11 protein-coding genes are annotated in these 13,430 nt (G+C 59.2%); 1 reads left to right on the forward strand and 10 read right to left on the reverse strand.

The annotated features are described in order from the left end of the window. Window positions 1–107: helix-turn-helix domain-containing protein (locus tag EV281_RS32030; protein WP_165911992.1), on the reverse strand; the 107-nt coding region annotated here is incomplete at its 3' end. Between the two features lie 263 nt (window positions 108–370). Here EV281_RS32030 and EV281_RS31375 point away from each other — a divergent pair. Next, window positions 371–946 carry a hypothetical protein gene (locus tag EV281_RS31375; protein ID WP_165912001.1) on the forward strand — a complete coding sequence of 192 codons (576 nt, stop codon included), beginning with the start codon at window positions 371–373 and terminating at the stop codon, window positions 944–946. A 259-nt stretch (window positions 947–1,205) separates the two neighbouring features. Here the strand turns inward: EV281_RS31375 and EV281_RS29915 are convergent, their stop codons facing one another. The 9 genes from EV281_RS29915 to EV281_RS29955 all read right to left on the reverse strand — a co-directional run bounded on the left by EV281_RS29915 (window position 1,206) and on the right by EV281_RS29955 (window position 12,982). Next, window positions 1,206–2,762: an ethanolamine ammonia-lyase reactivating factor EutA gene (locus EV281_RS29915; protein ID WP_207896914.1), complete on the reverse strand. Its 1,557-nt coding sequence runs from the start codon at window positions 2,760–2,762 to the stop codon at window positions 1,206–1,208. Then, window positions 2,711–3,949: a cupin domain-containing protein gene (locus tag EV281_RS29920; RefSeq protein ID WP_132658466.1), complete on the reverse strand. Its 1,239-nt coding sequence runs from the start codon at window positions 3,947–3,949 to the stop codon at window positions 2,711–2,713. Before EV281_RS29920 ends, EV281_RS29915 begins: the two co-directional genes overlap by 52 nt. 148 nt (window positions 3,950–4,097) lie before the next feature. Next, window positions 4,098–5,603 carry an ethanolamine ammonia-lyase reactivating factor EutA gene (locus EV281_RS29925; RefSeq protein WP_207896915.1) on the reverse strand — a complete coding sequence of 502 codons (1,506 nt, stop codon included), beginning with the start codon at window positions 5,601–5,603 and terminating at the stop codon, window positions 4,098–4,100. A gap of 66 nt (window positions 5,604–5,669) precedes the next feature. Then, window positions 5,670–6,890: a hypothetical protein gene (locus EV281_RS29930; RefSeq protein ID WP_207896916.1), complete on the reverse strand. Its 1,221-nt coding sequence runs from the start codon at window positions 6,888–6,890 to the stop codon at window positions 5,670–5,672. 123 nt (window positions 6,891–7,013) lie between these two features. Next, window positions 7,014–7,871 carry an NAD(P)-dependent oxidoreductase gene (locus EV281_RS29935; RefSeq protein ID WP_132658468.1) on the reverse strand — a complete coding sequence of 286 codons (858 nt, stop codon included), beginning with the start codon at window positions 7,869–7,871 and terminating at the stop codon, window positions 7,014–7,016. 36 nt (window positions 7,872–7,907) lie between these two features. Continuing rightward, window positions 7,908–9,701, reverse strand: a complete 1,794-nt coding sequence (locus EV281_RS29940; protein WP_132658469.1) for a thiamine pyrophosphate-binding protein — start codon at window positions 9,699–9,701, stop codon at window positions 7,908–7,910. Between the two features lie 69 nt (window positions 9,702–9,770). Next, window positions 9,771–10,775: a tripartite tricarboxylate transporter substrate-binding protein gene (locus EV281_RS29945; protein ID WP_132658470.1), complete on the reverse strand. Its 1,005-nt coding sequence runs from the start codon at window positions 10,773–10,775 to the stop codon at window positions 9,771–9,773. Between the two features lie 156 nt (window positions 10,776–10,931). Continuing rightward, window positions 10,932–11,474, reverse strand: a complete 543-nt coding sequence (locus EV281_RS29950; protein ID WP_132658471.1) for a tripartite tricarboxylate transporter TctB family protein — start codon at window positions 11,472–11,474, stop codon at window positions 10,932–10,934. Then, entirely contained in the window at window positions 11,471–12,982 is a 1,512-nt protein-coding gene (locus EV281_RS29955) for a tripartite tricarboxylate transporter permease (RefSeq protein WP_132658472.1), read from the reverse strand. Before EV281_RS29955 ends, EV281_RS29950 begins: the two co-directional genes overlap by 4 nt. Window positions 12,983–13,430: the final 448 nt, after the last annotated feature.

Consider the following 13,430-nt stretch of genomic DNA (forward strand, 5'->3'; position numbering starts at 1 on the left):
TCGCGGCGAAGGGTGCGAGCGATCTCCGCCTGACTGATCTTCTTCTCATACATCCGCGCAATGACGCGACGTTCGTCCATACTCAACTGCACAAATGAGCGGGCCATTCCATCCTCCTGAAATCATGGCCATTATTGTCTTCGTTGCATTTGAAATTGGAATCTGCCCCCCTTACATACGCAGATCGCATAATCTATGTTATGGAACTGAAATACGCGCCTGAAGAATCCTAAACAAACTATTGATCTGTCTGCATTTCTGGCTGTATCTGCTGCCGCCTCACCGGCTGCTGCGCCGAGATTGCGACGCCAGCCCGGTTGCGGCACCTGCGCGATATCGAAAATCTCGAAGATGCTGTTGCCGCAGGCGAATGACTGACGCGCCGACCGCAACTGCGACTTCCATACCTGTTTTGGCAAAATTTCGGGAAATACGAGGCTGTCAGCATCCGCCGCCGCCATCACAACCTATTCGAACCATCCGCTTGCGTTACGGCTTTCCCGCCGCCCGAATGGATGGCATTATCGCCGAGCATCCTGCAATCATCGAGGCGATTGCACCAAGAGATGTCGCTGCAGCCGATCAGGCCGCCCGCATCCACTCACTGAACTCATGCGATGACATGTTGAAGCGATACCAAGGCTTCGCCTCCCTCAAGGACAGGCGGATCAGGACGCCTGAAACAGCAGCCGGAAACGCGTTCGGGCGTATCGCAGTTTCAATTGTGAGTGCAATTGTTCACCATTTCCTGAGAAGGCAAAGCTGGTTGACGCGCCATTGGATGATCTGGCAAGCAATTTCAGATAATAGCAGAGGCATCGATAGCGGAATTGCCTCGGAGTCATATCGTGAAATCTCGATTGCCGTTTGCGTTATTGGTTTCAACATTTGCGCTGGTCGTCAGCTCGACACTGACTTCGGCCGCAGGCTGGCAAACAGACACTGAAGGCACCTCCCATTGGCATGCGTCACCGCCGGTCGGGCAGTGCAACGTCAGCCGCGCTAGAAACAGAGCGATCCGCGCCGGCATCTACCGGAGCGAAATCGTCTATCGTGATGAGAATGTGCTGACCTTCAGAGGGTTGACGCTTAACGGAGATCGTAAAGAGATCACCTTCGGAAATGAGCCAAGCTGTCCGGAATTGGAATCGAGAGACATTCCGTAGATGTGGCGCAGCGGCTTGATGCTACCGCCGCGCCATCACTTATCCGCCGCTTCCGAGCTTCTTGTCAGGAAACACAAGCGACTTGATGACCACGGGCACCGCCCCTGATGTTTCCAGCATGGCGCCGATATCGATGAAGTCGAATTCATCGAGTTTAATGCCGTCGATCGAGACGAGCGCTGATATGCCCGCTTCCAGCTTGCAATGCATGCCAACGAGGCCGCCGACATCGCCATTACCGACGAGGATCAACGGGTGACCCTGCGAAAGGACCGGGGCGAGACCTTCGATCACGCCACGGCAGAAGCCGTCGAGCCGGCGATAACTTGCCGACCCTTCCCAGTCGTAGCAGACAGCAACCGGGCTTTCGCCGTTGCCGAGATCGAGCCGCGACAAGGATTCGGTGATACGGGCGGCGACATCGGCCGGTTCGATCCTTTCGGCGAAATCGATCGCCGGCTTGATCACCGGGATGTTGCGTACCGGCAGAAGCTCGAGCGGGTGAACGAAGATTGTGCTACCGCTCACCTGAACCGTATATTGCGAAGCGCCGACGACAGTGGCGCGGATGCCCTGCTCCGGCTTTTCAAGCCGCGGGGACCAGCGCTCCAGCCTCTCCCGCAACAACTGCGCAAGCAGCGGCCCAAGGTCGCTGAAGCTCTCGGGCGTGTCGGAATAGAGGAATTCGGAGACGCCGCCGGATACCGTCACGACATCGGGCAAGAGCCCTGCCGGCAAGTGCGGCAGGCGATGCAGCCCGATCATCTCTTCGCTCATCGCCCCGCCCTGCATGGCCTCGAACAGTCGGTCGACCATCGCAGAGGCGAGGATCCGCGCATCGGCATCGGACAGTGTTTCGCCGATTGCCACCTTAATGCCGGTCTTGCGGCCAAAGTAGCGGCCGGCCTCCTCGACGCGCGTAATTCTCCTGTTCTCATCGAAGGCGACGATGCGCGCGCCGATGTCGATGGCAGCGATGTGGCGGATGGTGCCTTGCGCACAGTAAGCAAGCTTGGACGTGCCGCCGCCGATATCGACGTTCAATACGGATTGCTGGCCACGCCCTGAAAGCGCGACAGCACCTGAACCGAAGGCCGCAAGCGTCGTTTCCAGTCCGTCACCGGCGCTGACGACCACAAACTTGCCGGTCTCTTCCGAAAAAAGCGTGCCAATCGCCCGCGCATTGCTGCGACGTACGGCGACGCCGGTGAGGATCAGCGCGCCCGTGTCTATATCGGCGGGTGTGATGTCGGCCGCCTTATACTGATCGGCAAAAAAGGCGCCGAGCGCATCCGCATCTATTTCGTCCTCGCCGCTATAGGGCGTCAAAAGCACGTCTGACTGGTGTAGCAGCGTACGCTCTACGACCATGTAGCGCGTATCGAGCCGCTCCAGCACAATGCGGGAGAAAGCGAGATGCGAAGTCGAGGAGCCGATATCGATGCCGACGCTGACCAGCACGATCTCGTCCTCGAGTTCCATGCTGCGGCCGATATTCGAAAAGAATATCCGGCCGCCCTGTTCTTCCTCGTCGTCGGACATGATCAGACGACGGTCGACTTCTTTGCCGTCGTATCGGCCGGCTTTTCGTACCATTCCGGCTTCATGCGGATCTCGACGCCGTTCTTCTTAAGCAGCGCTTCGTATTCCCGACGAATATAGGGGTCCTCCATCCAGTAGGGGATGGCGGTACCGCCTTCATTGACGTCGATTGCCGTGTAATCCGTATGCTTTTCGCCCGGCGCACCCGGATCGCGGCCGGGATTGTGCGGCCCGAACCAGGCCGTCAGGCGAAATGGATCTTTGGAGACGCTGAAATGCTGGTGATACCAGCGTGCCCCGCCAGGTGCTGCGGTCACCATGCCGAAGGGACCGTAATCCAGACGGCGGACGCGGTCGGCATGGCCATTCTGCCAGGGATTGACGCCGCATTCTTCCGGCCAGGTATAGGTATAGCCCTCGCCCTTCAGGCAGATCAGGATCGCCGCGGACGTGTGGGCATGCGCCTTGGAATAGCGGCCGTTCTCATGCTGGCCGATCCAGTAGTAGAAATTGTTATTGGTCATGAAGGGCTCGACGCGGCGATAGCCGACGGAACGCCGGTTATCGAGCGGCAGGTCGCAATTGACGGCATCTGGCAGGAAGTTGGTGCGGCGCATAGCAAGGCCGCGCACCGGATCCGGCTCGATTTCCTCGCGATATTTGTAGAAGTCGTCGGCACCCGAGAAGCGATCACGGAAGACGAAGGGATTATTATAGACAGCGTCGAAATTCTGAATGGCATTGATGACGACAGGTGCCGTCGTGCCGCCGATCAGCAGCGCAGGGCTGTTGGTGGCGTTGACGATGCGATGCCAGGCATTCATCGGGATCGAGAACATCGAGCCTTCCTGCCATTCGAAGACGTGCTTCTTGCCCTCGCCTTCCAGCCAAACTTCCGTCGAGCCGCGGCCTTCCGCGACGAGGTAGATTTCCTCGTACATGTGCTTTTCCGGGTTGAGTTCACCCGCTGCCGGAACTTCGACCAGGTGACAGCCCCACTTGGTTTCGGTGCCATAGAGCTGAATATACGTGCCGCGACCGCCGGTGCGCTTCCAAGGCTTCAGCGGCAGGTTCTTAACGTTGGAAACGCCGAGATCGCGGAAGACAGGAATGCCCTCTTCCTCCATGAACTGATCATAGGGCGTCGGCTGCTTCTTGAATTCGCCGAAGCCTGCCTTCTTCGTGCCGGCAGGCTCGTGCCAGTGCGTGCCTGTGCCGCCGCCAAGTGGATCCTGATGCATGGGTTTCTCCTCTCAATACGAGGCCGCCCCGGGCACTTCTGCCCAAGGCGCTCCTCCCAACTTAATGTTCCTCCATACAGAACATCGTTCCAATTTAAACTCAACGTACATCTGCCCGCCCTGCAAATCAAGGTCGGGCTGACATCCGTCACGAAAACAAAAGCGACTTGATCACGACAGGCACGACGCCCGGCGGATTGATGAATTCGCCGAGATCGACGAAGTCGAGTTCTTTCAACTGCACGCCGTCGATCGAGACCAGATGCGGCCCGATCTTCAGCTCGCGATCGAGGATGCGGCCAAGTGTGAGACCGATGTCGCCATCGATCACGAGCACGAGCAATTCATCGCGCTGCCCTTCAGGCGCAGCAAACATCTTGATCGCTTTGGCAAGTTTGAGAAGCCGCGGATAATCGGGTAGACCGGTGAAGGTAAAGGCAAGCGCGAGAGGTGCAGCAATGTCGCTGTCGCGGCGCGCGGCACCAGCGGCAAAGGCCCTGGCGATCGCCTCCGCATCAACATTTTCAGGCACGGCGTGGCCGAGATGGACGACCGGGATGTTATGAGACGGCAGGCCTCTGTCGCCGCTGCGATACATCGTCTTGCCGCTCACCTGTACGGTGAACTGCGAGGCACCGATAACCGTCGCGCGGATGCGTTGTCCGGCATCGACGATCGGAACGCTGAGACGTGGCGTCAGCTGCGAAACGATCTCCTTGGCAAGCATCTGGGCGATATCGCCGTGATCGGCCGTCTCATATTCGAAGATATATTCCGAGACCCCGCCCGAGAACGTGACATAATCCGGCCGAATGCTGCGTTCCAGCGGCTCGGTCAGCAGCAGCTTTTCACCGAGCGTGTCGAGCGGTGCACCGAGGATCTGATCGACGGCCGCGGCTGCAAGCCTTTTTACGATCGCCAGCCGCACCTCCGGCCTCGCGACCGTTTCGGGATCGGTCGAAAGGCCTAGCTCAGCGGCGACGAGTGCTGCCGATTCATCGACACGCGCCCACGTGCCCGTCTTGTCCCGCGCGACAAGACGTCCACCGACTGCAAAAGCCGCGACATCCAGAATTTCGCCCTTGCTGATCAAAGCAAGCTTCGTTGTGCCGCCGCCGATATCGACATGCAGCCCGCAGGCATTGCGCTTCTTGGAAAGCTCCGTTGCACCAGAGCCGTGTGCCGCCAACATGCATTCGAGCTTGTGGCCGGCTGTCGCGCAGACAAATCGACCGGATTCACTGGCGAAGATTTCGTCGATCGCCCGCGCATTCTTCTTCTTGATCGCCTCGCCGGTCAGGATCACCGCGCCAGTATCGATATGGCTGCGCTTGTAGCCAGCATCTTCATAACAATGCGCGAAGAAGTGCCGGAGTTCCTGGGCATCGATCGTGCCGTCAGGCAGAAACGGCGTCAGCAGGATCGGCGAACGCCAGACCACCTGCCGGTCGATCACCTGGAAGCGGCTCGACAGCTCTTCCGTCTCGCGCCGCATAACGACGCGAGCGAAGAGCAAATGAGATGTCGAACTGCCGATGTCGATACCGACGGTCAAGAGCTCAACAGTCTCCTGCTGCCATAGCCATTCGGATATGACCCGGCGCTCCTCTTCGGAGAGGTCGCCATGCTCGTGGTCGAAATCGAGATCGTGCACTTGAGGCCATTCCCTTTGCATGTCCCTGAGCCGCGCGATTCCTGCGCGGTTCGCCGGCAGGGTTTGTCAGCTTGCCGGGCCGGCGAGGATCGGGGTCTTGATAACACCGGTCAGGCTTTCCTTTGGCAGGGCCATGATAGCCGGCTCGTCGAAGATGTCACCCATGGCGGAGGGCACGCCCGTTTTCTGCAGTTCCTCGAGGAACTTGCGATGGACGCGCGGATCCTGATCCTCGTACTCGATTTGGCGACCACCATCCTTGACGGAAGTGGCGCCACCGCCTTCAGCACTCTTACGACGCAACGAGATGAAAGGATAACGGCGGCTGCCGAGCGAGCAGGCGACATAACGTGCGGGCTGATCGCAGGTGTTGAAATGCTGATGGTACATCCAGAAGGGCGGCGTGTACATGAAGCCGTGACGCCAGGGGATCTCCTTGAATTCGGATTCTCCTTCATACCACATCAGCGAATAGCCCTCGCCATCCACGGCATGGACGTGCGTACCGGCCGCATGACGGTGCGCCTTCTTGTAACGGCCGACCGGCATCTGCGATACGTGCGAATGCATCGTGCCGTCAGCCAGCACGAAGTTGACGTTGAGCGAGCCTTTGCCACGGCCATCAAATTCGTAAAGCTTGAAGCTCGTCAGATCGTGGACGAAGTTGGTCTCCCAGACGTTCTGGATCTTGCGGGCGGATTCCGCGCCATAGGTGTAGAGGATGCCCTCGCCCTCGAAATGCTTGGCGCCGCCAAGGCGGTCGTCGAATTCGAAGTCGTTTTCGAAGACGAATTTCAGATTGTGATAGAGGTTGATCGTCAGCGGCGCATCATTGGTGCATGAGAGACGCACAGTTTCTTGGCCGGAGCCATTGTGGAACTGATACTGGCAATTCAGCGGAATGGCGAAAAGCGCCTTCGGACCCCATTCGAAAGTCCGCGTCTCGCCATTCGGCAGCCAGACCGTGGTCGAGCCGTAGCCTGACAGAACGTAGAAGAAGGCTTCATAGAGGTGCTTCACCGGCCGCGTCTTCTTGCCGGGCAGGACTTCGATGACGTAGTTCGCCATGAAGTCGCCCATACCATTGGTATGAGCAAAACAGCCACGGGCGTCATAGCGGTCCCAGGTACCCGTCTCCAGCGCCAACAGGTCATGGCCGTAATCGAAGTGGATCGGGATGCCCTCGCCCTTCGACCAATTGCCATAGGGATCGACCAGAAACTTGGAATTGCCGGGATCGCTGGTCGCAACAGGATCGCTTACGGTTGGCTTTTCACTGACGGACATGATCTCACTCTCGATTTTCTGTTTTGGTTTCGCCACTGAAACTGATGGAGCGGCGGTTCGGCGCAATTGCGGACTGATCCGGCGCGCATGCGCGGGCGCAAATTTCAGTTCGGGGCTGAAGCCTCAGGCGACGCCCCCTTCAGCTGGCGACATGGGCCGCACGGTCTTGCCAAGATAGCTGGCCTCCGGCCCGTAAAGCAGGCCCTTTACGTCATCAGCCTTCAGCGACTTGATGATCTGGTCCACCTGGCCAGCTAGCGGCAGCATGAGACCGCCCTTCTGGGCAAGCTCCAGCGTCACATCCATATCCTTTTCCTGCCAAGTAAAACGCGTCGTGTCCCAGCGGGCGAGCGTTCCGTTCGTGCCCGGGCAGAGAAGCAGGATTTCGCGCATGCGCTGCGCGTCGATGCCATAACGCTTGGCGATCAGCAGCGTTTCGTAATTGGCGACACAATGAACCCAATGCAGCAGGTTGTTGCAGGATTTCGCTATCTGGCCTGAACCGAGTGGGCCGACACGCAGGACGTCACGGCTGTAGCACATCAGTACCGGGCGGATGCGCTCGACATCCTCCTCGCTGCCGCCGCAGAGCGACAGCAGTGTACCGGATTTCGCGCCCGACGCGCCGTAGACGACGGGCGCGTCGACGAGGCCGATGCCCTTCTCCTTGAGCTTCGGCCCAAGCTCAAGCATCGTCTCCGGACTGATGGTCGCAGCAACTGCAATGATCGACCCTTTCATGGCACTTTCGGCAAGCCTCTCGCAGACGTCGATCACCTGCTGATCGGTCGCGACGACGAGAATATAAGCCTCCGCTTCCGAGAGCTCAGAAAGTGCGCCCGCTGCCATGATGCCCTTCTCAGCGGCTGCGGCAAGGCGCTCGGCATCGACGTCGAAGGCGGAAACCTCATGCCCGTGCTCGAGCATGTGTCCCGCCATCGCGAGCCCCATTTCCCCTGTGCCGACTACCGCAACTTTCATACCTGTCTCCTCATATGCGTGTATGCGCTAAAGTGCTCAGCCTTCGTGCTGCGTGACCACGTCGACGAGGGCCGGAATGCCGCTCTTGACCTTGGCGATCGCCCTTTCGAGCGCGGCCCCGATGTCGTTCGCATCCTCGATCGGACCTTCGGCATACCAGCCAAGACCGCGAGCAAGCGTCGCGAAGTCCGGCGCAGGATCGAAGATATCCATGCCGATATAGGCGCGCTCTTCAGGCGTGCCGCGCTGGCGCGCCACGGTGATCTGATGCTCCCAGTCATTATAATAGGCACGGTTGTTGTGCATGACGCAGAGGAACGGCACACGGTGCTTGGCCGCAAACCAGAGCGCGCCGACATCGAACATCAGATCGCCGTCCGTCTGGCAGTCAACGACGAGGCGGCCGGTGCCTTTGTGTGCTAGCGCAACGCCCGTCGCCATACCGATCTGCGTACCCGTACCGAGCGCCTTGCCCGGCCAGCGATATGGCTTATCGAAATCCCAAAGCTTCAGCGCCCAGTCTTCGAACGCGTTGGTGGTCAGCACCCAATCCTCGTTGCGGACCTTGTCCCAAACCTCACTTGCAAGGCGGGCAAGCGTGACGGGCTTGGCATCCCAGTCGTTGCGCGCTTCTTCACGCCATTTGGCACGCTGGGCATCGTGCATCTGGGCAACGGCGCTGGCGCGCTCGGCGATGCGCTTGGCAAGCGCGCTGTTATCCTTGACGCGATCCTTGATCAGCGTCGTCAATGCCGGGATCGCAAGCGCAGTATCAGCCAGCACGCGCTGGGCGGTCTCCGGAAAACGCTGATAGTCGGTTGCCCATTTCGAGATCTCAATGTCGGCAAAGCCGATGTCCAGCCAGTCACAACCCTTCGGGAAAAGCGGTTTCAGCGTTCGGTTGATGCGATCGTTGATGTGGGTGGGGCGTTCCCAATCACGGCAGTCGAGCAGCGTGATCAGATCCGCTTGCTTAAAGACATCCTTGCTCATGCGCATGTCGAGCGGATGTTCGGTTGGGAAATTCAGGCGCCATTGCGTATCGACGACAGGGGCGCCCAGTGCTTCTGCAAGGCCGACCATGTCACTGTAGCCATTCTTGTCGCGACCGACGAATTGCGGCAAAAGCACAGGCCATTCAGCCGAGACCAGACGGTCAGCAGCCTCCTCCAGCGCTTTCGGATCGGGCGCGATGCGGCTCGGCACCTTCGCGGATTTCAGTGAAGGCAGCGCGATCGGCGCTTCCAGCGGCGCTTCCTGAAGGGCCGCGTCGTAACACATATAGATCGGGCCACGCGGCTCCGTCATCATGATCGAATAGGCGCGGGCAAAGCTGTCGACGACGCCGTCGATGCCTCCAGGCTGATAGTCCCACTTCACATAATCGCGGACCTGGTTGCCCTGCACATTGGCGGTATGGGCCCAGTCGACGCGAGGGCGGCGCTTGCCTTCATCCATTGGACCGGTCGCGCCGATCAGGAACACCGGCGCACGGTCAGTGTAGGCGTAATAGACGCCCATCGTCGAATGAAGGAGGCCGACGACGTTATGGACGATAACGGCGAGCGGCTCGCCGGTCGCCTTGGCATAACCATGGGCGATTTGCACCGCGATCTTCTCGTGCTGGCAGACCAGCATCGGCGGATTATTGTCGTTATGGTTGACCAGCGAGTCGTGAAGACCACGGTAGCTGGCGCCCGGATTGAGGGTGATGAAGGGAAAGCCATATTGCTTGATCAGGTCGGCGATGACATCCGACTGCCATGCAGAGGGTACGCCTTCCTTGTTCGCCGTCTTGTCAAGCGCGGCGGTCGTTACCTGGTTGTCCATGCTGCTTTCCTTCAACCGTCTTGAGAAGAGGCCGGGCGGCTTGCCGCCCGGCAATCACACATGGATCGATCAGTCTTCCTTGAGCGACTGCTTCAGGAAGTCGACAACTTCCGGCGTCTGGTTCATGGCACCCTTGACCAGGTTGCCGACGTCATCGCCGATCTTCGGATCGACCGGAACGCCGATTTCCTTAGCCTTTGCGAGGAATTCCGGGTCCGCGGTTGCAGCCGCATAAGCGTCGCGCAGCGCCTTCAGCCGGTCGGCCGGGATATCAGCAGGACCAGCGGTCAGGCGCGAGATGTCGCTCTGGGATTCAACGAGAGCAATGACGCGCTTGGCATCTTCATTGTTGACGAGAGACGAAAGCTGCGGAATGTCGGTTTCCGAACCGCCGATCTGCGCGATTAGCTTGCCGTTGCCGGCATCGACGAAGGGCTGAAACGTCGAACGCGAGCCGATGATGCCCTGCACTTCGCCGCGGCGCATGGCGAGCTGGTCGTCACTGCCGTTATAGCCGGAAACGACCTGAATCTTCAGGCCGAGCGCCTTGACGAGCATGGTTGTTTCGATCGTCGAAGCCGAGCCGACGCCTGCGGAGGCGAACTTGATCGGCTCCTTCAGATTTGCCAGGTCCTCATAGCTGTTGATGCCGGAATCCTTCGATACGACGATGACGCGCGGATCGGAGGAAACCTTGCCGATCCAGGACATCTGGGCGAGATCGAACTTGATGCCGGGGTTGCCTGCGAGCTGGCCGTAGATCAGGCCGGTGTTGAACGTGCCGAAAGTCAAACCATCCGGGTCGGAGGCGTAGATGAAGTTTGCACCGATCAGGTGGCCGGCGCCCGGCATGTTCTGTACGACGAAGGTGGAGCCCGGCAGATGCTTCTGCATGAACTGGGCGACGAGGCGTCCGTTCGTGTCATAGCCGCCGCCAGGGGCGGTTGCCACGATATAATTGACCGTCTTGCCCTTGAAGAAGTCAGGGCCTTCCTGTGCTGCGGCAGATCCTGCCAGCATCACAAGACCGGCACCGAGGCTAAGAGCCGTCGTGCGAATTGCATTGATATTCATAAGTTTCCCTCCCAGTGAGCTCTGTCAAAGTCTGTAAGCAGCTGCCGTTGATCATGCCGGCCGTTCCGTCTCCTCGGCGGATATTGCTGGCCGGCATGTTTTTCTTCTCGTCCGCAGGCTCCGACGCCGGCGGCTTGAAATTTGCCCCGTGCTTCGTCAGATGGCGCCGAGGCCAAGGGCGTGCATTGCCCAACGCGTCACGAAACCCGGATGAAGTTCGATGCCGAGCAGGCGCCCGAACATCAGGTAAAGGGCAAGCGTTGCGGCAATTGCGAGCGCCAGCGCAAACTTCCAGCTCGCTTCGCCCTGCCGGCGCAGGAATGTCAGCAGCATGATCGGAACGCTGATATAGAAGCCGAACAGGATGACCCCCGTGATGAAGCTCACGAAGTAGCCCCACATCACGACTTCCTGGCGCGCAGTATGCGGCCCGAATTCCGGCAGTTCCTCATGCTGGCTTTCTGGCGCACTGGCAGCGGCAATCTGCTCGCCGACCGACGCCGAGGCACTTTCATCCGGCGAGCGGAAAAGATCGAGACCAAGCTGGATCAGACAGAACACGATGCCCGGCAGGCCGACAACAAGCGGCATGAAACGCGCCTTTGCCGGATAGTCGAAAGAAATGGCAACCATGGACGTGAAGATGGCAAGCATGACGAAGGTCAGCGCCGTGCTGAAGTTGATGTTCTTCAGGGTCATGGGCTGACCTCCAGGTTGGACCGGCGTGCGGCCGGGCGGAAGTTGCGATAAAAAGCGTAGCCCATCAGCGCCACGATCATGGCGATCAGCACCAGCGACAGAGGCCGCAGGAAGAAGCTGAAGCCCCAGAGCTGCATGGCCTGATTGAGCGAAGCTTCAGCCTTGCCGCCGAGCACGAGACCGATGACGAACGGAGCACGCGGCCAGTCAGCACGCAGGAAGCCGTAGCCGATGACGCTGAACAGCACGAGGACGATCAGGTTCTGCCACTGGAAATCGCTGACGAAGCAGCCGAGAGACACGAAGACCAGAATGAAAGGCACCAGCATGCGGCCGTTCACGAAGGTCAGCACGGCGACCCAGCGACAGATGACCAGCAGCATTGCAACGGCGATCAGGTTGCCGACGACGAGGGCCCAAATCAACGTCCAGACGAGATCGAGATGCTTGGTCACCATCAGCGCGCCCGGCTGGATGCCGAGGATCAGAAAGGCACCGAGCAGGACGGCCATACCCGACGAACCGGGGATGCCGAAGAACAGCGTCGGCAACAGCGATCCGCCTTCCTTGCCGTTACTTGCAGTTTCCGGAGCAATCACGCCTTCGATCGCGCCCTTGCCGAAGCGCTCGGGATGCTTGGAGCTCTGCACGGCGTGGCCATAGCATAGCCAGGCTGCCGTAGAACCGCCAAGACCCGGGATCATGCCGATGATGGCGCCGATAACGGAGGTACGCACAACCAGCCACCAGTGACGCGGAACTTCCATGACTCCGGACAGAAGCTGCCGGTATGAGAAGCCCGAGTCCATCGGAACGGCGGAAATCGAGCCGCCCTTGGTGCTGAGCGATATCATTTCAGGCACGGCGAACATCGCGAGCACTGCCGTCACCAGGCTGACGCCATCCCACAGGAAGAGGAAGTCGCCCGAGTAGCGCGGCGTGCCGGTGATGGGGTCCATACCCACGGTCGAGAGCATCAGGCCGTAGAAGCCGACGATGAGACCCTTGACGATACGGCTGCCGCTCGAAAGGAAAGCGATGAAGCTGATGCCGAGCAGCGCGATCAGGAAAAACTCCGCCGGGCTGAACATCAGGATGACTGGTTCCAGAATCGGGATCATGATCGCGAAGACCACCGCGCCGATGATGCCGCCGACGCCGGATGCCGTAATACTGGCTCCGAGCGCCCGCGCCGCCTGCCCCTGTTTTGCAAGTGGGTAGCCGTCCAGCGTGGTGGCAGCATCGTCACCGTCGCCGGGAATGCCGAACATGATACTGGATATCTGGCCGCTGGTGCCGTTAACGGCGTGCATGGTCAGCAGGAAGACAGCGCCCGCCACCATATCCATACCATAGACGAATGGGATGGCCATCGCGATCGACAATTTGCCGCCGATACCGGGCGTCACGCCGACGAGCAGACCGAAGACCACCGCGATCAGCATCAGACCCATAATATGAGGCGAGCTAACGAGGTTGAATAGCGCCCCGAACATAGTTTCAATCATTGCAGCTTCACTCCTCCCGCTACGAAAGCCGCAACAAGCCTTCGCCGCTTTCCCGCACTCCCCCTAGGTGCAGTTGTCCTCACCCGGCGCCTTAAGCCCCTGGCGTCTTGGGTTCATTAGGACCCCTCGCCAGAGCTTTGTCCAAAGCAAAAATTTATGCTTAGTCCACCACTTTTCTTGCTGGCTGGCAATGGGTATTCCGTAATGAGGTACGACGTTCCATTTAGGAGAACATAATTTAAGTATTTGTTTTTGAACTGAAATCGTCGCCGAAATAGCGTATATTCACAAATATCATCCGTAAAAAACGTGATTATGTGTAGGCTGGGCTCATCGCTTTGGAACGGCGGGAAATCGCTCGCTTTCACCAGCCTAAAAGGCTCATCTTATTGCTGAAAAAGATCGCCAACAGCGCATTCGATAAATTTTCCTTAGTGCGTCGCTAAGC

The sequence above is a fragment of the Rhizobium sp. BK418 genome (genome assembly GCF_004341105.1).
GTDB lineage: Bacteria > Pseudomonadota > Alphaproteobacteria > Rhizobiales > Rhizobiaceae > Rhizobium.